The 25,942-nt window shown below is 62.2% G+C and carries 23 protein-coding genes; 4 read left to right on the top strand and 19 right to left on the bottom strand.

Features of this window, described 5'->3' with window-relative positions; translation table 11 throughout:
* Positions 1 to 334: 334 nt before the first annotated feature.
* The 14 genes from PSK12I2_RS24245 to PSK12I2_RS0121035 form a co-directional block, all read right to left on the bottom strand.
* On the bottom strand, positions 335 to 1,630 hold the full coding sequence (locus PSK12I2_RS24245) for an STY4528 family pathogenicity island replication protein (RefSeq protein ID WP_051398769.1): 1,296 nt from the start codon (positions 1,628 to 1,630) through the stop codon (positions 335 to 337).
* The gene (locus PSK12I2_RS24240) at positions 1,627 to 2,403 is read right to left on the bottom strand and encodes an STY4526/YPO1902 family pathogenicity island replication protein (RefSeq protein WP_084222127.1); all 777 of its coding nucleotides are present in this window, start codon (positions 2,401 to 2,403) and stop codon (positions 1,627 to 1,629) included. The genes PSK12I2_RS24245 and PSK12I2_RS24240 overlap by 4 nt, the downstream gene beginning before the upstream one ends.
* A 37-nt stretch (positions 2,404 to 2,440) precedes the next feature.
* A complete protein-coding gene (locus tag PSK12I2_RS0121095; protein WP_027599951.1) occupies positions 2,441 to 4,183 on the bottom strand; it encodes a ParB family protein in 1,743 nt (580 codons plus the stop codon).
* Positions 4,180 to 4,458: an Arc family DNA-binding protein gene (locus tag PSK12I2_RS24235; RefSeq protein WP_051398766.1), complete on the bottom strand. Its 279-nt coding sequence runs from the start codon at positions 4,456 to 4,458 to the stop codon at positions 4,180 to 4,182. Before PSK12I2_RS24235 ends, PSK12I2_RS0121095 begins: the two co-directional genes overlap by 4 nt.
* Positions 4,455 to 4,694: a hypothetical protein gene (locus PSK12I2_RS0121085; protein WP_007160909.1), complete on the bottom strand. Its 240-nt coding sequence runs from the start codon at positions 4,692 to 4,694 to the stop codon at positions 4,455 to 4,457. The genes PSK12I2_RS24235 and PSK12I2_RS0121085 overlap by 4 nt, the downstream gene beginning before the upstream one ends.
* Positions 4,691 to 5,080, bottom strand: a complete 390-nt coding sequence (locus PSK12I2_RS0121080) for a hypothetical protein (RefSeq protein WP_027599950.1) — start codon at positions 5,078 to 5,080, stop codon at positions 4,691 to 4,693. The genes PSK12I2_RS0121085 and PSK12I2_RS0121080 overlap by 4 nt, the downstream gene beginning before the upstream one ends.
* 1 nt (position 5,081) lies before the next feature.
* The gene (locus tag PSK12I2_RS24970) at positions 5,082 to 5,513 is read right to left on the bottom strand and encodes a hypothetical protein (protein WP_156930168.1); all 432 of its coding nucleotides are present in this window, start codon (positions 5,511 to 5,513) and stop codon (positions 5,082 to 5,084) included.
* Positions 5,510 to 6,922 (bottom strand): replicative DNA helicase, encoded by a 1,413-nt coding sequence (gene dnaB, locus PSK12I2_RS0121070; protein WP_084222126.1) that lies wholly within the window; start codon positions 6,920 to 6,922, stop codon positions 5,510 to 5,512. Before dnaB ends, PSK12I2_RS24970 begins: the two co-directional genes overlap by 4 nt.
* Positions 6,919 to 7,620, bottom strand: a complete 702-nt coding sequence (locus PSK12I2_RS0121065) for a DUF2786 domain-containing protein (RefSeq protein ID WP_027599948.1) — start codon at positions 7,618 to 7,620, stop codon at positions 6,919 to 6,921. The genes dnaB and PSK12I2_RS0121065 overlap by 4 nt, the downstream gene beginning before the upstream one ends.
* A 1-nt stretch (position 7,621) precedes the next feature.
* Positions 7,622 to 8,482 (bottom strand): ParA family protein, encoded by an 861-nt coding sequence (locus PSK12I2_RS0121060; RefSeq protein WP_027599947.1) that lies wholly within the window; start codon positions 8,480 to 8,482, stop codon positions 7,622 to 7,624.
* Positions 8,483 to 9,201: 719 nt separating this feature from the next.
* Complete coding sequence (locus PSK12I2_RS25365) at positions 9,202 to 10,515, bottom strand: PAS domain-containing methyl-accepting chemotaxis protein (RefSeq protein ID WP_051398765.1); 1,314 nt, start codon at positions 10,513 to 10,515, stop codon at positions 9,202 to 9,204.
* Between the two features lie 719 nt (positions 10,516 to 11,234).
* On the bottom strand, positions 11,235 to 11,903 hold the full coding sequence (leuD, locus tag PSK12I2_RS0121045; RefSeq protein ID WP_027599945.1) for a 3-isopropylmalate dehydratase small subunit: 669 nt from the start codon (positions 11,901 to 11,903) through the stop codon (positions 11,235 to 11,237).
* 11 nt (positions 11,904 to 11,914) lie between these two features.
* Complete coding sequence (leuC, locus tag PSK12I2_RS0121040; RefSeq protein ID WP_027599944.1) at positions 11,915 to 13,333, bottom strand: 3-isopropylmalate dehydratase large subunit; 1,419 nt, start codon at positions 13,331 to 13,333, stop codon at positions 11,915 to 11,917.
* 110 nt (positions 13,334 to 13,443) lie between these two features.
* The gene (locus tag PSK12I2_RS0121035) at positions 13,444 to 14,805 is read right to left on the bottom strand and encodes a dicarboxylate/amino acid:cation symporter (protein ID WP_027599943.1); all 1,362 of its coding nucleotides are present in this window, start codon (positions 14,803 to 14,805) and stop codon (positions 13,444 to 13,446) included.
* A 485-nt stretch (positions 14,806 to 15,290) separates the two neighbouring features.
* Here PSK12I2_RS0121035 and PSK12I2_RS0121030 point away from each other — a divergent pair, with 485 nt between their 5' ends.
* Positions 15,291 to 16,214 (top strand): LysR family transcriptional regulator, encoded by a 924-nt coding sequence (locus PSK12I2_RS0121030; protein WP_027599942.1) that lies wholly within the window; start codon positions 15,291 to 15,293, stop codon positions 16,212 to 16,214.
* A gap of 318 nt (positions 16,215 to 16,532) precedes the next feature.
* Here the strand turns inward: PSK12I2_RS0121030 and mqo are convergent, their stop codons facing one another.
* The 4 genes from mqo to PSK12I2_RS0121010 all read right to left on the bottom strand — a co-directional run bounded on the left by mqo (position 16,533) and on the right by PSK12I2_RS0121010 (position 21,711).
* Positions 16,533 to 18,044, bottom strand: coding sequence for a malate dehydrogenase (quinone) (mqo, locus tag PSK12I2_RS0121025; protein ID WP_027599941.1), 1,512 nt, complete (start codon positions 18,042 to 18,044; stop codon positions 16,533 to 16,535).
* A gap of 16 nt (positions 18,045 to 18,060) precedes the next feature.
* The gene (locus PSK12I2_RS0121020; RefSeq protein ID WP_027599940.1) at positions 18,061 to 18,456 is read right to left on the bottom strand and encodes a cupin domain-containing protein; all 396 of its coding nucleotides are present in this window, start codon (positions 18,454 to 18,456) and stop codon (positions 18,061 to 18,063) included.
* Between the two features lie 96 nt (positions 18,457 to 18,552).
* Positions 18,553 to 19,461 carry an AEC family transporter gene (locus PSK12I2_RS0121015; protein ID WP_027599939.1) on the bottom strand — a complete coding sequence of 303 codons (909 nt, stop codon included), beginning with the start codon at positions 19,459 to 19,461 and terminating at the stop codon, positions 18,553 to 18,555.
* 624 nt (positions 19,462 to 20,085) lie between these two features.
* Positions 20,086 to 21,711 (bottom strand): methyl-accepting chemotaxis protein, encoded by a 1,626-nt coding sequence (locus PSK12I2_RS0121010; protein ID WP_027599938.1) that lies wholly within the window; start codon positions 21,709 to 21,711, stop codon positions 20,086 to 20,088.
* Between the two features lie 330 nt (positions 21,712 to 22,041).
* Here PSK12I2_RS0121010 and PSK12I2_RS0121005 point away from each other — a divergent pair, with 330 nt between their 5' ends.
* The 3 genes from PSK12I2_RS0121005 to PSK12I2_RS0120995 all read left to right on the top strand — a co-directional run bounded on the left by PSK12I2_RS0121005 (position 22,042) and on the right by PSK12I2_RS0120995 (position 23,831).
* Positions 22,042 to 22,434 carry a RidA family protein gene (locus PSK12I2_RS0121005; RefSeq protein ID WP_027599937.1) on the top strand — a complete coding sequence of 131 codons (393 nt, stop codon included), beginning with the start codon at positions 22,042 to 22,044 and terminating at the stop codon, positions 22,432 to 22,434.
* Between the two features lie 174 nt (positions 22,435 to 22,608).
* On the top strand, positions 22,609 to 23,208 hold the full coding sequence (locus PSK12I2_RS0121000; RefSeq protein WP_156930167.1) for a hypothetical protein: 600 nt from the start codon (positions 22,609 to 22,611) through the stop codon (positions 23,206 to 23,208).
* 224 nt (positions 23,209 to 23,432) lie between these two features.
* Positions 23,433 to 23,831: a hypothetical protein gene (locus PSK12I2_RS0120995; protein WP_027599935.1), complete on the top strand. Its 399-nt coding sequence runs from the start codon at positions 23,433 to 23,435 to the stop codon at positions 23,829 to 23,831.
* A 54-nt stretch (positions 23,832 to 23,885) separates the two neighbouring features.
* Here the strand turns inward: PSK12I2_RS0120995 and PSK12I2_RS0120990 are convergent, their stop codons facing one another.
* Positions 23,886 to 25,877: a bifunctional diguanylate cyclase/phosphodiesterase gene (locus tag PSK12I2_RS0120990; protein WP_027599934.1), complete on the bottom strand. Its 1,992-nt coding sequence runs from the start codon at positions 25,875 to 25,877 to the stop codon at positions 23,886 to 23,888.
* Positions 25,878 to 25,942: the final 65 nt, after the last annotated feature.

Here is a 25,942-nt window from a genome sequence, read left to right as displayed (position 1 = left end):
GACCCGTAAGGTGTTTCCCCGGGAACCAGTGATTCAGACCCGTAAGGTGTTTCCCTGGGAACCAGTGAATCGGACCCGCAGGGTGTTTCCCCGGGAACTAGTGAATCGGACCCGTACAGTGTTTCCCCGGGAACCAGTGATTCGGACCCGTAGGGTGTTTCCCCGGGAACCAGTGATTCGGACCCGTAAGGTGTTTCCCCGGGAACCAGTGATTCGAGCCCGTAAGGTGTTTCCCCGGGAACCGCTATTTGGGTCGGTCGGGTGATTGACTCCCGGCAGTCACCGTTAGCCTTAATGGCTGAGATTGGGCAGATGCTGACGGGGTGCGCGGAGATCATTCGCTACCTCCTCGGCCCATCATCTTCCGAAGACTTTTTAATACGTCATTCCCGGTTTGAGCGTCACTGACTGCCTTTGGCTGGACAGTGGCCGGCTCAAATCTCGGAATTGTCGGCACCGAAGGGGCCTGGGTTGGCATGGCTTGAACTGCAGATTGAACTGCGGTTGGCTGCCAATCGGCGTTGAAGTCACCGGTCTGGGCCTTCTGGATAAGTTTCATCAGGTAGCCAAAGGGCTTTGCTACCCTGCCCGAAGCGCAGCGGACACCCCATTGCTTCACCAGGGGTGCCCGAATGTCTGAGGGAACAGCCAGGATCACGAGCTGGGCTCGCTGCTGCTGCTCCGACGTCATCAGCTGATAGGCGCTCGGCCAAACGAGGTCCACGTCTGCCCGCTCGCGCAGTACAGAGCTTTTAGATACATCAGTATTTGTATTCGTATACGTACTAGATGAGTTCGGATTCCGAACTAAGGGTGAAACCCCCAGATTTGCACTGAGTTCGGATTCCGAACTGAGGTTTGGAACCTGATCATCCGGGCTTTCTTGACCGAGTTCGGAATCCGAACTCAGGTGATTCATAGGTGCCAAGGCCGGAGTTCGGAATCCGAACTCAGCGGGTGGCGCCGCCGCACGCGCCGGATCTTCGAGCCCCTGGGCGCGGAAGCGCTCTCTGAACACCTCCACTCGAGTGGGCAGGTCCTGGGTCTCGCTAACCAGCATCTCGTCAAAAGTAAGGCCAGCAATCTCGCGGATTGAGCTGTTCGAGTGCTCGAGGCCATTAGCTACGAGGGGGAGAAAATCTTGATCGAGCTGTATGGCCTCGGAGTAGGCCACAGGCTCGTCGTGCAGAATGTAGATGTTGCCTTGGACCTGGCCCGTAATCGCGTCGCGAACACGGCGGCCGAGGCTCAGCCAGCGTGTCAGCCGCAGTACGGTCAGGGCCTTGGCGACGGTCTCACGCGAAGCAGGACGGCCTGGGTTATTGCCCAGGTAGGGGCGCAGCTGATCGTAGGTCGGGAACGCAGTCACCCCATCACCGTTCATGAGCAGGCGAAACACCTGCCAGGCATTGCGCTCAAGGGGTGAGAGGCGATCATCGAGCAGCAGTCGGCGAGGAACGGTCTCATGAGGGTTACCGCTGAAAACGATTCCGGCGAATTCCTTGGGTAGGTCTTCGCCGGTTTTTTGCTTGTAGTCGCGCTGGGCTTGGACATGGACGTTCAGGTGTGACGCTGCAACGTCCAGGGCGCGACCGAGTAGATGGGAGCCGCGTGGAGCAGTGGTTTTCACCTATTGTCGCCTTCTGCCGAATCCAGCTCGATCAAGCTCATTTGCCCAAGGGCAGCGGACTGATCCTCTTCTTTTACCTGGGGCAGGGCATCGCCAGCGGCTTGCTCATCACCAAGCTGCCGATCACGCCGCTTCCGAGCATCTGAAATCAGCAAGAGCGGTGCCCGGGCAATCTTGGGCGGGTAGAGGCCTTCGTTGAGCCAGGTCTGTACGAGATTCCAAATGAGGCCGAGGGTGATCTGATCGTGCTTTTCCTTGATGGACTCGAACGGGCCGTTGAGCTCCTCGGTGATCATCATGCAGATGTCGAGCAGAGCAATGGCGTCCTTGTGATCCACCTCATGAGCGCTCATCAGGTCCAGAAAGCGATACCAGACCTGATCGGTATCGTTGAGCCCTGCCACCCGGCCGGAGCGACCGGGGACGTTCAGAAGCTGGCGCACTACGCTGATCTCGCTGGGGGCCATGCCGAAGAATTCGCGGATCATGCCGTTGGTGGCACCCAGTTGGATGGCACGATGGACGAGGCGGGTCTCGCGCTCATCGCGTTCGCAGTTCTCCAGGAGCTTCTTGACCATGTCGAGATCGATCTGGATCTTGCACCAGCGCGCTGGGGCATTTTTCAGGATGCTGTGAGCCTGGGGCTGACGCAGCAGGTTCAAAACTTCAACGTCCAGGCCAATATCCAGACAGCGCTGGACCTGGCCGTTGCGCAAGTGATGGAGGATCAGATCCATCAGCGCCTGGTTCATAGGGTTGTACTTCGTGGACATATGCGACTTCCTAATGCAGGTCCAGAAGGTGACCGGGCTACTGCCCGGCCTCGAGTTCGATCAGCCGGCGGGCGAGACGGATCACCCGGAACAGCTTCACGACGGCGGTATCAGTCATGCGGCCTTCGGTGCTGGCTGGCTTGCTGTCGAAAAGAGGATCGCCAAGGAGCAGCTGGCCCAGATTCAGGGCAAAGGTCGCGTTTTCTTCCGCGATGCTTGCCTTGAGCTCCTCGGCAGTCTCTGGGTCGCGAGACACGACGTAGCTGTACATGCCGGTCAACGACTGCAGGAACTGCCAGGAGGTTGTTCCGCGTGCGGTCAGCTCTGACTGAGGGGTAGAAAGCGTGAAGCCGAGTGCGAAGTCGGTGGGCTTGAGCAGCTCACCAGGAACGTCGCACAGCTGGGCAATTTCGAAGACCAGCGCTCGCAGACCCTTACGCAACTCCTCAGGGGTATCGGTGTTGCGCTCGATGTACCAGACGTCCGAGATGGCATGCAGGCCGCCGGCCTGAACAGGGATCGCCCGCAGGGCATCACTGTTGAAGTCAGGCAGGGTCTCACCGTGCTCCGCCGCGATGCGGCGCTGGACGTCCCTCACCTTCTGGCCAATGCCATCGGGCGTGACGATGTGACCGTTCAGTCGAGCAGCACGCTCTTCTTCGGATAGCTGCTCGGGATCCGGCGGGGTGTGTTGCGGCAGAGTGGTGTCGACTGCACCGGAGCCACCGCTACGCTCAGGGAGTGGCGGTGGTGTGGAAGGAGAGGCAACTCCCTGCTTCTGCTTGCTGGGCGTTCCTGGTGGCTGTTCCAGTGTGCCGCCAGGGGCAGGAGGTATGGCACCGACAGCAGAAACCTGCGGAGCTTGGCCATCGGGAACCTGCACCCCCACGAGCTGCGAGCGGCGGCTACTGTCTTGGTGATCAAGGATAGCCTTGAGTACTTCTTCGTAGCTGACGTTCAGCGCTCTGCGTATCTGGCCGATCAGCTCGTCCTGGATGGTCTCGAATACGAAATTGTCGGTCGAGCCATCGAATCCATTGAGCACATCTTGGTACAGCAGCTCAAAATCGCTTTCCTGACCATTGAAGCTCACCCATGCTTTCAAGCTACAGCTGCGCAATGTCAGTAGCTTTTCGACCTGATGTTTGCCCAGTCCTGAGTAGAGCAGACTGGGAATAGCCGGTAACAGCAGTCGCACTGCATCTTGCATCTTCGATAGATGCGAGTGGGAGATCGAATAACCATCCTCTTTGAGCTTCCTTGAGAACTCTCTCAGTGATAGCGATTCGGGGGATTCGTCCAGGTACCGCTGCTTAATGGCATCAAGATGCACCGCTCGCTCGATGAACATAAGGTTGCCGCGTAGATCATTCTCAGCCAGATGGCCTGTCATCGAGATGATCTCGCCGCGGTCACCCCAGGGCCGGAACAGGCAGCTGATGCGGAAAAATCTCTCGTCTTTGGTTTCTTGCCAAAGCTCATTCAAAGCCGCCAAACGAGTATTACCCCCACTTCGAATTATGAACTTCTCCTCTCCTGGGCGGCGAGTAACTGGGGGCGGTTGGTCGAGACCTCTCGCAAAGATGGAGGCCTTGATGTCATCGAACATCGGGTTACGTGTTCTGCGAGGGTTATGGTCGTAGGGCGCTAGTTGGTCCAGCGTCAGGACCATTGGCGTTTCCTTGATCGGATCCGCCAGGCGTGCGACAGGAGGGCTCGATCCGGCAAAGCCGCCGGCAAGCAGACGCTGAGTGATTGCTTCGTTGCTGGGCTTGCTCATGCGTGGATCTCCTGAGCAGCACGAGCTGCGGGCCGGCTGGGCTCATCATTCGCCGCCAGCAGCTGGTCGATGACGCGCTGCAGACGAAACACCTCATCCTCGAGCTCGAGCGTGCGGCCCATGCGGCTGATGATCTCGGCGTTCATCGACCGATGGGCCTGCTTGGCGGCCTCAGCGATTTGAGGGCGGAGGCCCTTGGGAAAGCGGACGACGAATTTCTCATCCTCTGTTGCAGATTTCCGTACGGATGGCTTGCGCTTGGTTGCGGTAGTCATAGGGTCTGGTCCAATTCGTTCATAGGCTGGGCACGGCGCAGCTGGGCGCGGGCATTGAGGCCGGCGCGGCGATCGCTGGGCGTGAAAGACGTGAAAATGGGGCAGTAGCCAACTTTCAAGAACTTGACGTGGCCGCCCTTGGTACGGGCGACGATCCAGCCCTCGTCCAGGGCGAACGCCACCAGGTCCTGCAGGTTCTTGTTGGCACCACGTAGCGCATGAGCGGGCGTCGTCATGTGCGGCTACCCCCTTTCACGTACCCCACTTTGAAAGGCAGGCGATGCGTTCGGGCGAGGGCATGACAGCGATCCAGGGGCTGCTGCAAGCGCTTGGATGCAGTGCGAAGGGTATCCCCGAGCAAGGCGCGGGCTCGAAGGAGCCGCACCAGGTCCTCATCTGAAACTTCGGTTGCCGGCTTGGCCTCGGCGAGCTGGCGCAGCTCCTCGCGCTGCGCGCTGATGACGAAGCTAGGGCCGCCGACAGCGCGCTCGGTCGGCTCCACTTCGACGACTTGGCCACCTTTGGCCAAAAAGTCGTTCAGCGCTGCATCCAGCCTCTGGCGGTCACGTTCGCGATCGGTATGGGAAGGGAGATCCTGTTCAGGGGTGTGATGGGAGAGCATGTCATTGGCCTCCCGCCCGTTGCTGGAGCTGGTTGCCCGATTCGATGGCGACGATCTCGGCCAGACCATCGTCCTTGAACAGCAGGTCCAGGGTCTTGATCAGCCCTGCCGCGTCATTGCGGGAGCCGGCTACGCGGAATACCACTGTGGTTTCGTGGTAAGGGCCAGGCTCGGGATGCTCTACAGGCTCCAGGGGTTCTACATCGAACGAATGGCATACGCTGCAGACGAGGAACTCATCTGGGGTGAGGGAGCGACGGCAGAAGTGATGGCCGCAGTGGCGGCACTGGTGAGTAACCCCAGACAACATAGCTTGCGGGCTCATCGAGCGGCTCCTTGCCGGCTCCCGCCGGCGAACGATCGAGGGGAAGGGCAGGGAAGAGGGGTGTGCCTCATCGGTAGCGGGCACGAGGGCATCGGTCAGGAGATTCATGCATTCATCTCCTGCCAGGCCTGAGCGCTCAGGTTCTCGAAGCGCGTCTGCTTGGCGATGAAGGCGGCGCGAACCGTGCCGACCTCGCCGTTGCGGTGTTTGCCAACGATCAGCTCAGCAATGCCCTTGAACTCGGTTTCCGGGTGGTAGTACTCGTCGCGGTACAGGAACATGATCACGTCCGCGTCTTGCTCGATGGCGCCGGACTCACGCAGATCGGCAAGGCCAGGCCGCTTATTCGGTCGAGACTCCAGTCCCCGGTTGAGCTGGGAGAGCGCGATGACTGGGCACTTCATCTCTTTGGCGAGCGCCTTGAGCGAGCGAGAGATCTCGGCGATCTCGTTGGCACGGTTCTCCTGGCCTTCGCAGCGCATCATCTGCAGGTAGTCGACCAGGATCAGGGCAGGCGGACCGAAACGACGTGCGGCGCGACGGGCTCTGGCGCGCAGCATCGTAGGGGACAGGCCAGCCTCATCGTCGATGACCAGGCGATCGCCAAAGCTGTTGATGGTGTTGACGGCCATGGTCAGCTTCGGCCAGTCCTCATCCTCCAACTGGCCGCTTTTGAGCTTGGTGGCATCGATACGGCCGATGATCGCCACTAGCCTAAGCATCAGCTGCTCCGCCGGCATCTCCAGGCTGTAGACCTGTACCGATTTGTTCTGCGTATGCTGGAGCGCTCTGGTAATGCAGTTGAGCAAGAAGGCGGTCTTGCCCATGGCTGGGCGGGCACCGACGATGATCAGGTCCGTGTCCTGCCATCCCGAGGTGAGGACATCCAGATCGTTCAGACCTGAGGGAACGCCCGTCACCGGCATAGGGTTGTTGAAGCGCTCGTCGATGGTGTCGATCAGCTTGCTCAACGTTGCAGTGACGTTGCAGAACTCGGCACCCTTGCGGTCTTGGCCAAGCGCGAACAGACGCTGCTCTGTCTGCTCCTGCACTTCGGCGGCATTGGCACCTGGTGCTGACGCCTCGCGGCTGCTGGCAAAGCCCAGCAGGATGAGGCGGCGCAGGTGCGCTCGCTGGGCGACGATCTCCGCGTACGCGACGATGTTGGCCACCGAGGGGGTGTCCTTGGCCAAGGTTCCCAGATAGGCCAGGCCGCCCACCTCGTCGACGTCGGGCATCACCTCGGCGAGGGTCACGACATCGAAGGGCCGCGACTGCGAGGCGAGCAGGGCGATTCGCCGGAATATGAGCTGGTGGTGCCGGAAGAAGAAGTCTTCCTCCAGCAACACGTCAGCGATCAGGTCCCAAGTGCTGTTGTCGAGCATCAGTCCGCCCAGGACGGACTGCTCGGCCTCTTGAGAGTGAGGCGGGACCAAGCTGGCTGCTACGCGCTCAGCGTCTGAGACATGCACGGTGTGATCGTGGGCAGGGACTTCTAGGAGCTGAGCGACGCTCATGGCCGACCTCCCAGCGCCAGCTGGTCGCGGCGCTGGCCAACGCCGCGGTGGAGCTGAGCTTGAGTCCCCAACTCGTAGCCTTGGTAGCGCGCCCGCACGTCGTGGCCTTTGGCCTCGAGATGCTCGAGCTCCACGGTGGTCAGGTCAGGATGGTGAACGGCCAGGTAGGCATCGATGACGCGCTGGGTCTCATCTGGTTTGCCCTTGGCGAACTGGTGGACCTTGACGCTGACTGCTTCGATCCAGCCTTCGGCGAAGACCTGGCCACGACGGCGTTTGGTGGCCAGCTTGCAACGAGTCTGACTGCGGACGAACACCTTGCGAGCGGCCAGGAGCTGTTGGTGGAGGGCGGAATAGGCGTAGCTGGCCATCTCAGGCCCAACACCGATACCGACGAACTTGAAGGCCCAGCCCAGGTGCTGATCGCGAAAGGCTAGGGGATCGCAATCGAATGCCTGGGCGCACACCAGTGCGAGCTGGTGAAGCCAATGGGCGGGCGCTTTGCGGGTGCCGGTGGCAACGACTGCTTCGCTGGCCAGCACTGCCTGGACGTCAGCGTCCATGAGGTTGTGCTGCTGCATGAGCTTACGTGCTTGACGCAGCGCGATCTCAGCTTCGTTCGGCGCGGCGCCGGCGTCCTTGGCCAGAGCGAAGCACTTGGCGACGCGCTCCAGGATCTTCTGCTTATTGGCGTCCATCTCACTTGCCCTCTTTCACCAGGGCATGCACGGCCGATTCGTTCATGGCCATGAAGCGGTCAGTCCACTCTGGGAAGAGTTCGATGGCGAGGTCACGTATGACCTGCAGGGCCGCCGGGGCCTTGCGGTCAGAAGGCTGGCGGTACTCAAGCCGATGAGCTGGGATGCCACAGGTCGCGGACTCTCGGTAGACGACCGCCTTAGGAATGATGGTTCTTGTGACCTGAATGTCGGGGTGATCTCTGAAGGTCTGGCGGATCGTCGCATCCAGCTGACGAGCGTCTGAGGTGAGATCAAGGCCGTTCACTACGGCCTTGATGGGCGGTATCGGCAGCCCAAGGCGAGCGTAGGGCCGAAGCCCCTCCAGCATCTGCAATGTGCCGCGGTTAAATTCGCGGGCGGACAGCATTTCAGGGGGAAGGGGGGAGACGGCGAGATCCGAAGCGAGCATCACCATCTCGAGGAGCACGGTACGGGCGCCCTGCGTATCGATCAGCACCAGGTCGAAGTCATCCTGGAAGATGTCCTTGAGATGAGCCAGACGAAGCCGACCATCAGGCGCCTGCAGGAGGAGGTTGATCAGGTGGTTGTGCGGATCGTTGGAATAGATCAGCGACAGGTTCTGGATATTCGTCTTGGAGACAATGCGGTCGAGGCGGGTCTCGTTGCTGGCGATCAGCTCGAAGACGCCGCAGGGGGCGGGCTCGACGAGGTCGTAGTAGGACGAGAGGGAAGGCTGGACGGGGTCCAGATCGATCAGTAGGGTACGGAGCCCGGCATCGGCGCAGAAGGCGCCTAGGTTGGCTACCGACGTGGTTTTTCCGGTGCCGCCCTTGCCCGAAATCTTGGATGTAGTTTTCAAATTTGCAGCCTCTAATGGGTTCATTAGAGGCCGCTTGTTTTCACTGAGAGGCGCGTCGCGCCTGGGTGCAGTGATGGGTCAAAAGCAATTGGCTTTTAACCAATTGGTCGTAGGTTCGAATCCCACACGACCCACCATCTTCACCAGAAACCCTCCGCAAGGAGGGTTTTTGCGTTTCAGGCCTATGGTCAGGAAAATCAAAACGTTCTCCCGGCTGCGAGGAGTCCTTGTCCTGAGGTGTAATCGCCCAGTCAGGCGTGCCGCCGGCCTTGGGTTGTACGCTAGAAGGCCAGGCCTGCTGCCAACGCTGAAACGTATCCCGCACTAGACCCTCAGAGGGTGCCCCCCTCGCCTGGGGTGGAACGGCTACCGGTACGGTAGTCGCCGAAAAGGTGCCCGGCGCCTGAGGGACGGTTGGAGATTGCCGGACAGGCAGCGTCACCTCGGGCGTCTGAACCGGCGCGGATGTCAGCGCCACGCCGGTGGGCACGGATTCGACTGCCACAGGGGAGAGGTGTTCGGTAGGGGAGGCGTCATGCGCCGCGGCGTGGCGAACGGTTGGCTTCATATCGGCAAAAAAAAGCCCCCGCGCAGGGCGGGGGCAGATTCAGTGTGAAGCCTTCAGATAAGCCAACCTGAAAGATGAGCTGGAGCACTCTCTCTAGCTGACTGCACCGCCAGTTGGCGGTTCAGGCCAGGCAGCCAAGGCGTGCGCACCGTCACTGTTGGATCATGGTGGCCGCCCGCTGCGTCGCTTCGGACGTGCGCGTAGCCAGCTTGCGAACTTCGTCGGCTACCACCGCAAAGCCTCGTCCGGCCTCGCCGGCTCGTGCCGCTTCGATCGCGGCATTGAGCGCCAGCAGATTGGTCTGGGCGGCGATGCCCTGGATCGAACTGACGATATCGGTGACGTTCTTCAGGTTTTCTTCCATCTCGCGATGCTGGGCCTGCTGAGAATCGCGAAGGGCATTCTGCTCATGGGTCGCATGGATATCGGTCAGGGCGCCCACCACCCGCATTGGCGTGCCGTCATGGGCGCGTCGGGTCTGACCCCGCGCCCGGAACCAGCGGTAGCTGCCATCCTTCAATTTCAGGCGGTAGGTGATATCGAAGCCCGTCTTGCCACTGCGGTCGTTGAGGTGGGCACCAAAGGCCTCGATGCTGCGTTGCTTGTCCTCGGGATGCAGGCGGGACGCCCAGCTGTCGAGAACATCGGGAAATTCTTCGACCGTCTCGAATCCCAGCAGGCGGCGGAACTGGGGCGACCACCAGAAGGGATTCTGCGGATTGACCGGATCGCCCGCTATCACCTCCATGTCCCAGAGACCATCGTTGAGCATTTCGCGGGCAAGCTCGAAACGCGTCAGGGTCACCTCGAGTTCAGCATCGCGCTGGCGCTGATCATGGATGTCCCTGAGGGAGCCCGCCACACGCAGCGGCGTCCCCTTGGCGTCGCGGAGGGTCTCGCCGCTCGCACGAAACCAGCGATATTCGCCGCTCTTGGTCGCTACCCGGTACTCGATGTCATAGGGGGTGTTGCCGCTGCGATCATTCAGGTGCCGGGCGAATGCGTCCAGAGTCGGTTTGCTGTCCTCCGGGTGTAGCCGATTGGCCCAGCTTCCGAGCTCGTTCGGGAAGTCCTGCTCGTTGCGAAAGCCCAGCAGGGCACGAAACTGATCCGACCACCAGAACGCATTACGCGGGTTGACCGGATCTCCGGCGACCACTTCCATATCCCACAGGCCTTCACTGGTAGCACGATTGACCAGGTCAAAGCGGGTTGCCAAACGGTCAGCCGCGGCTTCGCGCTCGGCGAGGCGAGCGGTCAGCTGTTCGATCTCGCTTTGCATTTCGTGCAACTGGGCGTCGAGTGTCCCCTGGCGAGCCAGCAGTACCTTCAGACCTTCAGCTACCCTGCGCACCGGGGCTGGCCCGGTGAGCGAATCGAGCCTGGCTGCGGCCTCGGGACGCTCGACAGCGGAAGCGATTACGTCGAGACCACGCATGATGGACAGATGCTGAAGGATGGACATAGGGCGGTTCCAGGTAGGTGGTATGGCCGGACATGTGATGTCTGTTTGATATCAAATGTCGGCACGAGCGCAATTATCTTTAACGCGATATTAAAGCTGGGTTGCAGATCGAACGTGCGGTCAATGTGCGGCGACGGCGCAGAGACTCGCGGAGGCCCATCGGTAAAACACAGACGATAGGGCGGTTTCAAACGGCCCAGCGAGTCCATTACGGAATGGGCCAGCTGCACCGGGCCCTGAGCCATCCGCTTCTTGTACTACAGCATTCGCCACAGCTGCGGATCGATGCTGAGCTTCATCAACGGGATCTTGACCGCCGGCGGTGCTGCGTAACGTGGTCGGGCGGCCCACAGCCGTTAGCGGGAAGACGCGAAAGGCCGCGTTGAGGTGAGGGCAGCGCGCAGCCTCCATCTGCCTGACGATGGCCAGCAGATGGATATGGAGGAGGGCGAACGGGTGCTGCTCGAGATGCCATCGATCTGTCGACGCGGCGGCATCGCTTATGCAGTCTTCACGCCGGTGTAATTGGACACAAGGAGGGTCCATACAGCGCAACCACGGCCCCATTGGGGCCCCTCTCTCTCTGAAAGCCGACCTTAACGGAGCGATGAGTGGTCGTCCGCCAGGTCGTCTTTGAAACCAGAGCGAGAGGGGATATCGGCTTATTTCAAGGTGAAGCTGATGTCACTGAAACAAGGGTGATCAGAGGTTTATGGCTGTTACCCGAGCGCTGGTGTCAGCTCTTCAGCATTTCTGAACAGCCAGGGCTGACGGGTACGGTGCTTGACCTCGAACGCCCTGATCGCATCGGCTTCCAGCAAGGTCAGGCCGATATCATCCAGTCCTTCGACCAGGCAGTGTTTGCGGAAGCCGTCGATCTCGAAGCTTAGAATCTTGCCATCGGGGCGGGTCACGGTCTGGGCCTGCAGGTCGATGTGCAGCCGATAGCCCGGATTGGCTTCAACCTGCTTGAAAAGCTCGTCCACCTCGCTATCGCTCAAGACGATCGGCAGCAGGCCGTTCTTGAAGCTGTTGTTGAAGAAGATGTCGGCGAAACTCGGCGCGATGATGCTGCGGAAACCGTATTCCTCCAAGGCCCAGGGCGCATGCTCGCGACTGGAGCCACAGCCGAAGTTCTCCCGGGCGAGCAAGACGCTGCTGCCCTGATAACGCTCGGCGTTAAGGACGAAATCCCGGTTCAGTGGCCGCTTGGAATTGTCTTGGTACGGCTGTCCCTCATCCAGGTAGCGCCATTCATCAAACAGATTGGGGCCGAAACCCGTCCGGTAAATCGACTTCAGGAATTGCTTGGGAATGATCTGGTCGGTGTCGACGTTGGCGCGGTCCAGAGGGGCGACCAGTCCTGTGTGCTGGGTAAAGGCTTTCATGCTTGGCTCCTTCAGATCAGATCGCGGACGTCGACGAAACGACCGTTCACCGCCGCGGCGGCGGCCATGGCCGGGCTGACCAGGTGGGTACGACCACCGGCTCCCTGACGCCCGGCGAAATTGCGGTTGGAGGTGGAGGCGCAATGCTCGCCGGACTCCAGGCGGTCCGGGTTCATTGCCAGGCACATCGAGCAACCTGGCTCGCGCCACTCGAAACCGGCTTCGAGGAAAATCTTGTCCAGGCCCTCCGCTTCGGCCTGGGCTTTCACCAGACCCGAGCCCGGCACGACCAGGGCCTGCTTGATGGTCGAAGCCACTTTGCGGCCCTTGGCGATCACGGCCGCAGCACGCAGGTCTTCGATCCGCGAATTGGTGCATGAGCCAATGAACACGCGATCGAGCTGGATGTTGGTGATGGCCTGGTTAGGGGTCAGGCCCATGTACTTCAAGGCACGGACGATGGAATCGCGCTTGATCGGGTCCAGCTCCTGGGCAGGATCGGGAATGTTCTGGTCCACGGCCAGGACCATTTCCGGCGAAGTGCCCCAGCTGACTTGTGGCTTGATCTGCGCGGCATCCAGCTCGACGACCTTGTCGAAATGGGCGCCGGTGTCAGACACCATATCTTTCCAGGCTTCGACGGCCATCTCCCACTCCACGCCTTTCGGGGCGAACGGGCGACCCTCGACGTAGGCGATGGTCTTTTCGTCCGTCGCTACCAGGCCGACGCGGGCGCCGGCCTCGATGGCCATGTTGCAGATGGTCATGCGGCCTTCCATGGACAGGTCCCGGATGGCGCTGCCCGCGAACTCGATGGCGTGGCCGTTACCCCCGGCGGTACCGATCTTGCCGATTACCGCGAGGATGATGTCCTTGGCGGTGACGCCGAACGGCAATTGGCCATCGACGGAAACCAGCATGTTCTTCATCTTCTTGGCGACCAGGCACTGGGTCGCCAGCACATGCTCGACCTCGGAGGTACCGATACCGTGTGCCAGCGCAGCAAAGGCGCCGTGGGTGGCGGTGTGGGAATCGCCGCAGACCACGGTCATGCCCGGCAGGGTGGCGCCCTGTTCCGGTGCGATGACATGGACGATACCGTGGCGAACGTCGTTCATCTTGAATTCGGTGATGCCGTACTGATCGCAGTTGTCGTCGAGGGTCTGCACTTGCAGACGCGAAACCGGATCGGTAATGGCGGCGATGCCGCCCTTGCGCTCCGGCGTAGTCGGCACGTTGTGGTCCGGGGTCGCAATGTTGGTATCGACTCGCCATGGCGTGCGGCCACTCAGACGCAGGCCTTCGAAGGCTTGCGGGGAAGTCACTTCGTGAATGATGTGACGGTCGATGTAGAGCAGCGCCGAGCCATCGTCGCGCTGTTTCACCAGGTGCGAATCCCAGAGTTTGTCGTAAAGCGTTTTGCTAACCATCGCAATATCCTGCTTTGAGTTTTTGTCTGCCAGGAAACTGGCTCTTAGATCGAGTCGAGCAACGAGTGCGTGTTTTTCATCTACAGGTACTGAACAAAACTGAATCTTTATCAGTGTTTGAGCGCCCGACTTGTAACATCGGGCAGTTGCACGAGAGTCTCGCTCGGTGACGTGGCCGATTTGGCGGTCTCGGATCGTGCAGCATCACGGGGTTCTTCCAGGTCTTCGCCATCAAGGGCTCTATTCATCTTGGCGGTGTCCAAGGCGCCCACCCATTTGGCGATGGCCATGGTTCCTACTCCATTGCCAATCGTGTTGGTGATCCCCCGCGCCTCGGACATGAAACGATCCACGCCCAGCAGCAGCACCATGCCGGCCACCGGGATGGTGTCGAGCGAGGCCAGGGTCGCGGTGAGGATGATGAAGCCTGCGCCGGCCACGCCCGCAGAGCCCTTGGAGGTAAACATCAGAACGGTCAACACGATCAGCTGATCGGTCAGTGTCAGAGGCGTGTTGGTCGCCTGAGCGATAAAGATGGCGGCAATGGTGTAATAGATGGCCTGTCCATCGGGATTGAAGGTCAAGCCCGATGGGATGACGAGCCCTGCCACCGGCTTGGATACACCCGCTCTTTCCATCTTCGAGATCATCTGCGGCAACACCGATTCGGAGGAGCAGGTCCCCAGCACGGTGAACAGTTCTTCCTTGATGTACCTCAGGAACTTCCAGAGGCTGAAGCCGCTGTAGCGGCAGATCGGCCCCAGCACGAAGATCACGAAGAGGGCGCAGGTGAGATAGACGCAGGCCACCAGCTTGCCCAGCGAAAACAGCGAGCCGAATCCGTATTTGCCGATGGTGAAGGCGATCGCGCCGAAGGCACCGATAGGCGCCAGGCGCATCACCATGCTGACGATCCGAAACATGCCTTGCGTCAGGCTGTCGAGCGTGTCCACGAAGAGCTTCGCCCGGGGCCCGGCATTGGCCAGGGCTACCCCCAGCAAGACGGAAAACAGGAGGATCTGCAGCACGTTGCCTTTCGCGAAGGCATCGACGATCGTGTGGGGAATGATGCCCATCAAGAAGTCCATGGCCGACGTATGCTTGGCCGCCGTGGCATAGCCGCTGAGACTTGAGGTATCCAGGGTCGAGACGTCGACATTCATTCCACTGCCGGGGCTCAATACATTGGCCACCACCAGACCGACGACAAGCGCCAGGGTGGAAACCACTTCGAAATAGATCAGGGCGCGAAAACCGACCCGCCCCAGTTCTTTCATGTTTTCCATGCCCGCGATGCCGGTCACGACCGTGAGGAAGATGACCGGCGCCAAGAGCATCTTGATGAGCTTGATGAAGGCGTCACCCAGAGGTTTCAGCGCGGCGCCCGTTTCGGGAAACAGTACACCGACAAGGGAGCCGGCTATTACGGCGAGCAATACCTGTACATATAGCTTTCCGAGCGCTTTTTTCATTATGGAATCCTGCATTGTTATTTTTGTCAGGAGACATCGCGAGAACATTTTTCTGTCCGGCCGCGGGATGTCTGAATCATCACTTGAGGCAATCAAGCCGATCAGCGATCAATCATCTTCAGTAATGCGTTCGTCTAATGCGATTTGGGCTTTCAGGCTTTTTACGGACGAGCGGAATGGCTGCAGCTATCTCCTCGGTTAATATCAAGGGTTTGGATATGGCCTGGTTATAACAGGCACATTTCGACGCTGACTTTCTTCGCCGGAATAGGCGGGCCTATGATCCGGTGGCCTGGTTCTTAGTTCGCTACGCACGCCTGAAAGCTGCTTCGGTCGTAATTGTCCCGATAACAGGATCTGGCTCGCCAGCAGGCTCGTGACCTGGCTGGCCGCAGGCTGTTCAGCAGAAGGTGATAGGAGTATATATAGTGATCGCTACAGTGTGAGTGCTTAGAAATTACTACTTAATTAACTCTGGGTTAACAATGAGTCAGACCCTCGATCTCGCCTTCTTCCATCTGCTCGCGGAGAAGGGCAGCCTGGCGGCGACAGCCCGTGATCTGGGCGTGACGCCGCCGGCGGTGAGCAAGCGTCTGAGCGCGCTGGAGGCACGCCTGGGCATTCGCCTGGTCAACCGCACCACCCGCTCCATGAGCCTGACCGCTGAAGGTGAGATGTATTTCAGCCACGCCGAACGCATCCTCACTCAGATCAATGAGGTGGAGCAGCTGGTCAGCAGTTGTCGCGCCACACCCAAGGGCCTGATACGCGTCAATGCGACCCTGGGTTTTGGCCGGCGCTATATCGGCCCGGCCCTAGCGGCCTTTCATACCCGTTATCCGGAAGTGAAGGTGCAACTCGAGCTCAGCGATCACCCTCTGGATCTTGCGACCCATGGTTTCGATCTGGCCATCCGCATCGGCAACCTCCCGGATGCGGCTTTCCACGCACGCAAGATCGCCGCCAATCGCCGACTGCTATGCGCCTCTTCCCTGTATCTGGAAAAGCATGGCACCCCGACCCGACTCGCGGACCTGCAGAACCATAGCTGTATCTTTCTACGCCAGAATGAGGCGACCTACGGCGTCTGGAACTTCAATCATGGCGGGCGAACCCAGAATGTTAAGGTCCACGGGGTACTGAGCTGTAACGACGGCGAGGTGGCCTTGAATTGGGCGCTGGAAGGGTATGGGATTCTGCAGCGTTCCGAATGGGATCTTGCCCGCTATGTACGCAGCGGTCGCCTCAAAGTCGTGTTGGAAGACTACACCGAGCAGGCGGATATCTATGCGGTGTATCCGCAACAACTGCATCTGTCGGCTCGAGTACGCAGCCTGATTGATTTCCTGGTCGAGCGTTTCTCCAACATCAACGCCATGGGTGAAGATTCAGGCCATCCTGAAGACTGACTACATCCTGCTGAACTCTGGCCAGGTGGCGAAGGATGGCCGCCTTCGCTGAAGCAGGGATTTCCAAGTGGTCAACGCCAGGGCGCCGAATCTCAACCTGGCTGCCGCAGATCTCCCGAAGGATCTCGTCGCGCCTGCTCCAGGCCCGACGGCGAACAACAGGGTGGCATTGCCGCAGGTATTACCCAGGTCATTACTCGATGCCCGAGAGGGTAGCGGTAGCGGAGACACTGACTTCTGCGCGCGCTGCGCTACCGCCACGCTGGCAACGCCCAGCGGCCTTGCCGCTGGGCAGGGATGGGCTGCGGCTGGCCTGTCTCAGACGTCGACGATGCCCAGGACCTTGGCGGTCTCGGCGCGACTCTGCCGGCAGGCCGCCGCATCGGTCTTCAGATCGAGGCCGTAGGTGGGCAGGATGCGGCGCAGCGCCGGCAGCCAGGCGTCTTCGGTGAGGCGCTCCGGGAAGCAGGTTTCCAGCACCTCCAGGGCGATGCCCGCCGCCGTCGAGGCACCGGGCGAGGCGCCCAGCAGCGCGGCGATGGACCGATCCGCAGCGCTCACCAGTTCGGTGCCGAATTCCAGTTCACCCTTCTTGCTCAGCAGGCCGTGCTGACCGGTGGGCTTGATGGTCTGCACCCGCTGCCCGGCCACGGCTTCCTGCCAGTCGCGCTTCAGCGCCAGGGGGAAGAATTGCTGCAGCATGGCGAACTGCTGGTTGGCGCTCTGGAAGATCTGCCCGATCAGGTACTCGGTCAGGTCCAAATTGTCCTTGGCCACGTTCAGCAGCGGCAGGATGTTGTCGTGGCGCAGCGAGGTGAAGAGATCGGTCAGGGCGCCGTGCTTGAGAAAGCGCGTGGAAAAGCCCGCATAGGGTCCGAACAGCAACGAGCGCTGACCACCGACGATGCGGGTATCCAGGTGCGGTACCGACATCGGCGGCGAGCCCGAGGGCGCCTTGCCATAGACCTTGGCCTGGTGCCGTTCGGCCAGCGCCGGGACATCGCAGCGCAGCCAGATGCCGGAGATGGGAAAGCCGCCAAAGCCATGGCCTTCGGGGATGCCGGACTTCTGCAACAGCGGCAGCGAACCGCCACCGGCGCCGATGAAGACGAACCGAGCGGTGACCTCCGTCCGCCCGCCGTGCTCGACGTCCTCCACCGTCACCCGCCAGCGACCGCTGTCGGTACGCGCCAGATCTACCACCCGCTGGTGATAGTGCACGGCGAAGCCCGACTGCTGGCTGAGCTGGCGCACCAGCAGGTGGGTGAGGGCACCGTAATCGACGTCGGTCCCGGTCACCATGCGGGTCGCGGCCACCGGCTCGTCGGCGCTGCGGCCTTCCATGATCAGTGGTGCCCACTGGGCGATCTGCGCGCGGTCTTCGCTGTATTCCATGCCGTGATAGCAGTGATGGGCGCTCATGGTGCGGTAGCGCTCACGCAGGAAGGCGACGTTGTCCGCGCCCCAGACGAAACTCAGGTGCGGGCAGGCGTGGATGAAGGCCTGCGGATCGGGGATGGCGCCCTTGCGGACCAGATGGGCCCACAGCTGGCGCGAGACGTCGAACTGGGTGTTCACCTTGAGCGCCTTGGCGATGTCGACGCTGCCGTCGTCCCGTTGCGGGGTGTAGTTCAGCTCGCAATTGGCGGCATGGCCGGTGCCGGCGTTGTTCCAGCCCTGGGAGCTCTCCTGGGCGCAATCGTGCAGGCTCTCGAACAGGGTCACGCTGAGGGTGGGGTCCAGCTCCTTGAGCAGGGTGCCCAGGGTGGCGCTCATGATGCCGGCGCCGATCAGCACGACGTCGGGTGAATCCGTGGAAGACAGGGACATGATCGGTTGCTCCAGGTCAGGCGGCGGTATGGGGGACGAAGCGCAGGTCGGCGTCGGGTTCGTAGATGACATAGGCACGACGCCAGGGCTCGTCGCCGAGCAGCTTCCAGCGGTGCCCGGAGCCGGTGTCGTCCTGGGCCAGCAACACGTCGCCGGGCCGCAGCACGAAGGTCTGGCCCGACTTCACCTCGAATTCCAGGGTGCCGGTGAGGGTGATGACAAATTGGGGCTGCGGGTCCTGGTGCCAGGCGAAGGAGCCCCCCGCGGTGGTTTCCTGAAAGGACAGTTCGGTGACCGCGATCGGCAGTCCCGACGCCTTGCCGTGCAGGCCTTCGCCCAATTCCAGATGGCCTTCCTCGAACAGCGAATCACCCTCGCTGCCGGTCCAGAGCCGTACACATCGAATAGCCATTTCCGTCTCCTGAAGCCTGGGTGAGTGATCGGAGTGGGCGGATTTGCCGGATGGCACAGGGCATCCGCCAGGCCCTGAATGCGGGTGCGCCGCCTGCTACAGGTGGGCGGCCAGCACGATACCCAACGCTATGCCCGGGATGGCCAGCAGGGTGCTGAACAACACGCTGCGCGCCGCGTCCTCGCTGTAGACGCCATGGGCCATGGCCAGGGTGGGCGCTGCCGTGGCGGCAGGCAGCACGCCGAGCAGGAACACCTGCTGGAGCAGCTCGCCCTGCAGGCCGACGGCTAGGCCCACAGCGAGCATCACCAGCGGTTGCAGCAGATTCTTCAGCCCCAGGTTGAGGACGATGTCGCGATCAAGGCTCGGCCGGATGCCAGACAGGATCAGGCCCAGGGTGAACAGGGCAACGCCGCCGGCTGCCCGGCCGATCTCGTCCGTCGCCGACACCAGCAGCTGCGGCAGCCGGATACCCAGCAGCGCGCAGGCGAGGCCCAGCAGGGGCAGCAGTACCAGGGGCTGACGCAGGGCCTTGCCGAGCGCCTGGCGCGCGCCGCCGCCGCTCAACAGCACCAGCGACAGCGGGAGCACCAGCAGGGTGTAGATCAGGTTGCCGACGATCACCGCCAGCACGGCGGAGGGGCCGACGGCAGCGATCAGGACGGGCGGCCCGCAGTAGGCCATATTGGGAAAGGACACCGTGATGGCGCGCATGGTCGCTTCGCGCCAAGTGTGCCCGCCCCGGTAACGACCGAGCAGCAGACCCAGCAGCCAGATCCCGATCAGGCCGGACGCCAGGGTTGCCACATAGGGCAGGTTGAGAATCTGCTCGGGACGGGTTTTGGCGGCGGCGAGCAGCAGCGCAATAGGCAGGGCGAAGGTGACCACGAAGGTGGCGAGAGGCTTGCTCGCCGTCTGTTGCAGGATGCCCCAGCGGCCGGCGCACCAGCCCAGGGCCGTGACGAAGATGATGGGGGCGAGTGCCTGAGAAATGGTTTCGATCATGGCCGCTGCCTCGCCGTCACGGAGATAGGAAGCGCATTGCCAGAGTGCCTTGGATCAGCAAATGAACGGCTTGACATCCGAAACTCCCAATTCCGCGTAAGGCTGTCGGTAGTGGAGGAGGGCAAGGCGGTGTAGGCACGCACGCAGGTAAGCGATACAACGGGCTCCGCTGCGTTTGAAAGGCTCTACAAAGACCCTCTGCCTTTTCTAGGATGGCAAAGGGACACATTCGTTTACAGGGATAAATGACCGTTCGTCTGAATTAGACCTTGGTCTAATTCCAATGCTAGGCGGATAGGTATTGCACCGTATGACGGCCAGGCCGGGACGACTTAGGGCGTTACGCAGGCCGTCTAGATGGCTCCGGGGTCCTTGACGCTGCGTTCCGCAGAGCTAGAGGTCCAGGAGTCAGGTTGGCGCGCTCTGCCGATCACGGCGACGCCGTCCTCTCACTCGAACGACGTCATCGTTACTCCGTCCTAGCGCTCGCTCGGTACGGCTCGGAGCCCGTCGAGTATCACCCGGATCGGGTCGTACTCGACGGGTCGCAACCCTGCGTCAGACTGCCGGCCGGTTGCCGACAGGACCCGGGAGGGGAGGTGGTATCTTGAGGTTCGGCGACATCTACACGCGGAATCGCCGAATCTGCCCATTCAGCTCAACCGCCAGTTCAGACAGCTGCTGGCTGGCGGCGCGGGTCTGTTCCGCGCCGGTCGCCGTCTGGACCGACAGATCGCGGATCCGTACCAGATTGCGGTCGACCTCGCGGGCCACCTGCGCCTGTTCTTCCGCGGCACTGGCGATCACCAGATTTCGCTCATCGATACCCGACACCGACTGGGCGATGGTCTCCAGGGCGCCACTGGCGGCCTGCGCTTGTTCGCGGGTCTGGCGCGCCTGGTCGGCACTGGTCAGCAAGGCATTCACGGTCTGGCCGGTGCCGTGCTGGATGCTGCCGATCATCTTCTCGATTTCGCGCGTGCTGTCCCCGGTACGCTGGGCCAGGCCCCGGACCTCATCCGCCACCACCGCGAAGCCGCGACCGGCATCGCCTGCCCGCGCGGCCTCGATGGCCGCATTGAGCGCCAGCAGGTTGGTCTGCTCGGCCACCGAGCGGATGACGTCGAGGACCTGGCTGATATTGCGGGTCTGTTCGGCCAGCTCGCGAGCGCGATCGCTGGCGCTCATCACGTTGTCGGTCAGGGTCTCGATCGCAACCAGGGTATTGCCCAGCTGCTGCTGGCCGTCACGCGCGCTGGCCGCGGCCTGGCGCGAATCGGTGGAGGTGGAGGTGGCGTTGCCGGCCACTTCCTCGACCGCCTGGCTCATCTCGGTCACCGCGGTGGCGGCCATCTCGATCTCGCTGTTCTGCTGCTGCAGGCGGTTGGCGCTCTCCTGCATGACGGCGGTCATTTCCTCGGCGGCGGAGGCCAGCTGGGTGGCCGACTGGCCCAGATGGCCCAGGGTGTCGCGCAGATTGGTCTGCATCTGCTGCATGGCCTGCAGCAGTTGGGCAGCCTCATCGTGACCACGGGCGTCCAGGGTCTGGGTCAGGTCGCCGCTGGCAATGACCCTGGCCGCGGCCACCGCGGTGGCTATGGGGTAGGTCAGGCTGACCGTCATGCGCCAGGCCAGCAGGAGGGTCAGGCCCAGCGCGAGGCCGATGGACAGCCAGGTGATCGTCTTGGAGTGGCTATAGGTGATGCCCGCGTCCTCGGTGGCCGCCTTGACGTCCTCCTGGTTCACCTTGCGCAGGGCCTCGGTACTCTCGTTCATCTTGGCGCCCAGTTGGGCCATGGCCGCCTGCACCAGGGCCCGACCTTCTTCCACCTTGCCGGCGGCGACCAGATCGGCCAATTGGTTGACGTTGTTGAGGTAGTCCCGGTGGACCTGGCGCAGGGTCTCGAAGGCCTGGCGCTCACGGTCGGAGCTGACCATGCCGGCATAGCGGCCGAAGGCGTCGGCGACCTCGCCACTGATGCTCTCGATCTTCTTGCGCGTGTTGGCGACGGTAGCGGCATCAGGTATGGCCAGCAGGCGCAGCACCTCGATGCGGGTCCGGGCCAGTTGCAGGGCCAGGTTATCGGCTTCCACGATCCCCGGGATGCTGCTCGTTTCGATCACCAGACTCTGGTCCCTGATCTGCGCCATCTGGGTGATGCCGAAAATACCCAGCCCGGCTACCAGCAAGGCGAGGAGGCCGAAGCACAGCAGGCTGCGGGTGGCGATGTTGAACGCGCGAAGGGTCATATCCATGTACCGGTTGAGGAGTGTGAGAAACGTAACGGCAATAATCACGCTAACTTGAGAGAAACCTGTCTAGGACGCTGGTTTTAGCTGATTTTGGCTTTTTAGGCTTGAGTCGGAGCGGCCGGTACGCGCGCCCCGCCGAAAGCGACAGTCGTCTGCGGGATGAGTGGCCCTGACCGTATTCGCCTCTCCTTGCGCGGTCGTCACCTCGGGCGGCTGGAGCGGGGCTTGAGCGAACAGGCGCTCTACATAGCCCAAGAAAAGGCTGGACTAGGCGGCGGAACGCCAAGGTTGTTAGCCTGAGCTTTCCGTGGCCGTGGGCGCGAAACAATGACAGACCGCCAGTTGATCATCCCTGACAGCATGAGCCGGCTCGTGGAGCGTGCGGGTTATGTCCCCGCCGTGAAGGTCGGCAAGACGCTCTATTGCGCAGGGCAGGTGGGCCGCACGCCGGACCTGGAGGTTATCGAGGACCCCGAGCAGCAATTCCGGGCGGCCTGGGAAAATCTTCGCACTGTACTGGCCGCGGGTGGCTGCACCTTCGAGGACGTGGTCGAGCTGACGACGTTCCACGTCGACCTGCCCAGGCACATGCCGGTGTTCAGGCGCGTGAAGGATGCGCTTTTTCCCAGGGGGACGTGCGCCTGGACCTGCATCGGCGTCGCCGAACTGGCCCATGCCGGACTCCTCGCGGAAATCAAGTGCATCGCCGTGCAGCGCTAGACCTGGCCGACTGCGGCCAAGCATCCCGGTTGCCTTTGTTCTTGCAGCACCTCACTCAGCACGGCAAGGCTGGTGAGGGCGTCGGAAGACCCCGCTGCTCGGCCTGCTGAGCGCGGTCTCCGCGAGCGGAGTTGCTGCGTCCTGGCTGCCTTGAAAGCGCAGCGGTCTCCTCGCGTGAGCGACCCTTCCTGTCGCGCGATCGGCATTGCCGGCAGAATGCCGGTTGCGGCATTCGACTGCGCGGCCCACGAGCGCGATTCTTCAACCGATTCAGGAAGCACTGAGATGCGGGCAGATGGCAGTGAAACGTCAACGAATTACCTCTTGCTGGGCTATGTCGATGCCGAGCTGTTGGCCCTGTACCAGGCCGGGATAGTGCCCACCCTCGAACTGGCGCGCACCCAGGCGGCGTTGACTGCTAAGGGTCAGGGCGAGGGGACAGCGGTAGCTCTATACGTCCAGCAGGACGCTGCGCCCGAGCCCGGGGACAAGCCGGGCCCGAGCGAGTCCGCTCGGCCGAATGAAGCGGGAGAACCTCAGCCCAATCCTTCGCTGGAAACCCTGGCCCGCCATTTCGCTGCAGGCCACGCGGACGCCTGCGAATGGCCGACCCCTGGCGGCTCCGAGCCACAGCTGGAGCTGCCTGACGACGGGGGAGACTACTCGGCACAGGAGCGGCTCGAAGCCATTCACCTGGCGCTGGCCGCGCTCGAGGCCGAAGAAGAAATCAGCGTTCCGCTGCTCAAGCAGGTACCGGCGAAGTCAGCACCCTGAGGTCCTCCTGAGGCGAGTTGTCGGTCTGTCGAAAGGCGCTCAGGCAGATTCGTACCCAGGCCGCCTCTGACTTGCCGGAACCAGGGCCGTTGGGCACTCATTGCGCACCCAGGGCTTGCTGCAGGAAAAGAGGTGGTGGCAATTAGCCATGCACGCGGTTAAGGTTAACAACCCTAACCTCAGTCTGTGTCATTCTAAGCGCCTTCTCCGCCGTTTCTTGCACTATGACCGCCTCACGAAGACCTCCTCGCGGTGCAGGCCGCACGGCCAAGCCCGATTCCCTCCGCGCTGCTCATGAGCAGATCACCCGCAACAGCGGCACCCTCGCCGATATCGCCAACCTGATCGAGATGGAAGGCAAGGCCAGGCCCGGGCGTGAGCAGCCTGCGCCCGCCACGCGCTCCCGTTCCGACGCCGGCAACCCGGCAGCGGCGTCCAAGGCCAAGGCGGCCGGGCAGACCGACCCTGACCACTTTCTGGTGCAGCCCGTGTTCGGGATACCGTTGGTGGCGCTGCTGGTCTGCGCCCTGATCCTGGGCGCCGCCGTGGGGGTGCCGCTCGGCGTGGTCACCTACGGGACCGCGCTCTACACGGCGGTCCTGGATAGCCTGGCGATCTTCTAAACGGGCCGGTGGCCGCTCTGCAGGCTGCCGTCATGGGCGGCCAGCGGCTGGGCCTCAGGCTTCCAGGGACGCCATCAGCTGCAATTGCTGACCGCTCGGCGCGGCCGCCGGCCTGCCCAGCAGATAGCCCTGGGCGAGCCGGACCCCCAGCTGCTGCAGCAGCGCCAGTTGTTCCGGGGTTTCCACGCCTTCGCAGAGCACCTCCAGCTTCATGGCCTTGCCCAGCAGCAACAGGGAGCTCAGCACCTCGCCGCGCTGTTCCTCATCCTGGATCGCCAGGATCCGCCGATCGATCTTGATCAACTGGAAGGGCAGTTCGAGGATGGGGCCCAGGCCGGCGAAGCCGCTGCCGAAGTCGTCCAGGGCCATGCGGATGCCCAGCAGCTGGAGGAGGGCGAAGGACTGGCGGGTCCGGGTATCTATGACCAGTTCCACCCCTTCGGTGACTTCCAGCACCAGACGATTCGGCGCCAGGCGCGAGAGTCTGAGGGCCGCGGACACCCGCTCGTGCAGCATGGGATCGGCGAATTGCAGCGGCGAGAGATTGATGGAGACGCTCAGGTGCGGGGGCCACTGACTGGCCGCGAGACAGGCCTCCTTCACCACCCATTCGCCCAAGGCGATGATGAAGTTGCCCTGTTCGGCCAGCGGGATGAACACCTCGGGCGAGACCAGGCCCAGGGTTGGGTGCTGCCAGCGCAGCAACGCCTCGTAACCCGTCACCTGCCTGGGCTCGACGCGGTAGATGGGCTGGTAGTGCAGCAGGAATTCGTTGCCCACCAGCCCCTTGCGGACATCTTCCGGCGTGAGCAGCTCGGCATGGTCCAGGGGCGCGCCGAGGATGGCATCGATGCCGCCCTCGAAGACCCGGTCACGACCATCGCGCTTGGCGCGGTAGAGGGCGCGATCCGCACAGTCGAGCAGGTCCTCCGCGGTGCTCAGGCCGGCAAGACCGCTGCGGGCGATGCCGATGCTGACGGTGACCTGGGTCTTGTCATCCTGGCGGCCCTGGTGCGGGATCCGCAGGTCGCGAACGCGTTGCAGGATGGTCTTGGCGACGTCCAGCGCGGCGGCCGGACCGATCCGCTCCAGCAGCACGACGAACTCCTCGCCGCCATAGCGACCGACCCGGTCACCCGGGCCCAACCCGACCGCCAGGGCCTTGGCCACGGTGCGCAGGCAATCATCCCCGGCAAGGTGGCCGTAGTAGTCGTTGTAGCGCTTGAAGTGATCCACGTCGATCAGCAGCACGGCCCCCTGTTCGCCGGCCAGGCGCCGCTGCCAGAAGGCCTCCAGCAGCAGATGGAGCTGACGCCGATTGGCGAGGCCGGTGAGGGAATCCGTTTCCGAGAGGATCTGCAGATCCTGGTTGGCCGAATTGAGTGACGCCAGGCGGACTTCTTCACGCAGCTTGTAGAGATAGGAGCGGCGCCCTTCGACGTTCAGCCAGTAGCTGGCCAACAGGGAAAAGAAGGCCATGACGATGGCGTTGGTCATCATCAGCCCACCCACGATCGGTGACACTGGCGCTTCATGGACGGCAAGGGCGATCACCGACAGGGCGAAGCCATTGAACAGCAGGGCCGGCAGCAGCGGACTCTTCATGCAGGTGTTGACGAAGGCCAGCATCAGCGGCCAGGTAAAGATGAACAGCGTCTGGTTCATCTCCCTGCCCGAGGGACCGTTGATCACCAGGTTGTAGACCACCAGCAGGCCGACATAGAACGGCAGCGAGGCCAGGGTTTCGCGCCAGCGCGTCGGTACCCCGCGCAGCAGCACCACGACCAACAGCGCGAAGGGGGTGGCGATCCCCAGCATCTGGGCGGCCGCCCAGGGCAGGGCGTCTTGCAGCAGGAGCCACCACCAGATCAGAAAGCTGTTGTAGCTCAGGGTGCCGATGAGCAGGCAGCGCGTGAGGTGACGCGTGCGCTGCTTATGGATGTCCAGCTGAAACAGGCGCTCCAGCACCGGGGCGAAGGCAAAGGGCCCGACCGGCTGGGCAAGCGTTTGATCGACGAGCCGACCCAGCTCTGGGGAGGTTTTCATGGCAAGCCCGGGCTGACAGGGTGGATAACGACGTCCGAAGATAGACGTGTAATGGCAATATGATG

Source organism: Pseudomonas sp. MOIL14HWK12:I2, assembly GCF_000510745.1.
In the GTDB taxonomy this organism is placed as follows: Bacteria; Pseudomonadota; Gammaproteobacteria; order Pseudomonadales; family Pseudomonadaceae; genus Chryseomonas; species Chryseomonas oryzihabitans.
The sequence above is the reverse complement of the archived record's forward strand: the minus strand, read 5'-3'. Positions and strand labels throughout refer to the sequence as shown.

Excerpts from the sequence above, each read along its gene's own strand:
- leuC (WP_027599944.1), bottom strand. The coding sequence starts at position 13,333 with ATGGTTAGCAAAACGCTTTACGACAAACTCTGGGATTCGCACCTGGTG.
- PSK12I2_RS0121020 (WP_027599940.1), bottom strand. The coding sequence starts at position 18,456 with ATGGCTATTCGATGTGTACGGCTCTGGACCGGCAGCGAGGGTGATTCG.
- PSK12I2_RS0121010 (WP_027599938.1), bottom strand. The coding sequence starts at position 21,711 with ATGACCCTTCGCGCGTTCAACATCGCCACCCGCAGCCTGCTGTGCTTC.
- dnaB (WP_084222126.1), bottom strand. The coding sequence starts at position 6,922 with ATGAGCGTCGCTCAGCTCCTAGAAGTCCCTGCCCACGATCACACCGTG.
- PSK12I2_RS24240 (WP_084222127.1), bottom strand. The coding sequence starts at position 2,403 with ATGTCCACGAAGTACAACCCTATGAACCAGGCGCTGATGGATCTGATC.
- PSK12I2_RS0121035 (WP_027599943.1), bottom strand. The coding sequence starts at position 14,805 with ATGAAAAAAGCGCTCGGAAAGCTATATGTACAGGTATTGCTCGCCGTA.
- PSK12I2_RS25365 (WP_051398765.1), bottom strand. The coding sequence starts at position 10,515 with ATGTCCATCCTTCAGCATCTGTCCATCATGCGTGGTCTCGACGTAATC.
- leuD (WP_027599945.1), bottom strand. The coding sequence starts at position 11,903 with ATGAAAGCCTTTACCCAGCACACAGGACTGGTCGCCCCTCTGGACCGC.
- PSK12I2_RS0121095 (WP_027599951.1), bottom strand. The coding sequence starts at position 4,183 with ATGAGCAAGCCCAGCAACGAAGCAATCACTCAGCGTCTGCTTGCCGGC.
- PSK12I2_RS0120990 (WP_027599934.1), bottom strand. The coding sequence starts at position 25,877 with ATGAAAACCTCCCCAGAGCTGGGTCGGCTCGTCGATCAAACGCTTGCC.
- PSK12I2_RS0121015 (WP_027599939.1), bottom strand. The coding sequence starts at position 19,461 with ATGATCGAAACCATTTCTCAGGCACTCGCCCCCATCATCTTCGTCACG.
- PSK12I2_RS0121085 (WP_007160909.1), bottom strand. The coding sequence starts at position 4,694 with ATGACGACGCCCGCTCATGCGCTACGTGGTGCCAACAAGAACCTGCAG.
- PSK12I2_RS0121005 (WP_027599937.1), top strand. The coding sequence starts at position 22,042 with ATGACAGACCGCCAGTTGATCATCCCTGACAGCATGAGCCGGCTCGTG.
- PSK12I2_RS24970 (WP_156930168.1), bottom strand. The coding sequence starts at position 5,513 with ATGAATCTCCTGACCGATGCCCTCGTGCCCGCTACCGATGAGGCACAC.
- PSK12I2_RS24235 (WP_051398766.1), bottom strand. The coding sequence starts at position 4,458 with ATGACTACCGCAACCAAGCGCAAGCCATCCGTACGGAAATCTGCAACA.
- PSK12I2_RS0121030 (WP_027599942.1), top strand. The coding sequence starts at position 15,291 with ATGAGTCAGACCCTCGATCTCGCCTTCTTCCATCTGCTCGCGGAGAAG.
- PSK12I2_RS0121065 (WP_027599948.1), bottom strand. The coding sequence starts at position 7,620 with ATGGACGCCAATAAGCAGAAGATCCTGGAGCGCGTCGCCAAGTGCTTC.
- mqo (WP_027599941.1), bottom strand. The coding sequence starts at position 18,044 with ATGTCCCTGTCTTCCACGGATTCACCCGACGTCGTGCTGATCGGCGCC.
- PSK12I2_RS0120995 (WP_027599935.1), top strand. The coding sequence starts at position 23,433 with ATGACCGCCTCACGAAGACCTCCTCGCGGTGCAGGCCGCACGGCCAAG.
- PSK12I2_RS0121080 (WP_027599950.1), bottom strand. The coding sequence starts at position 5,080 with ATGCTCTCCCATCACACCCCTGAACAGGATCTCCCTTCCCATACCGAT.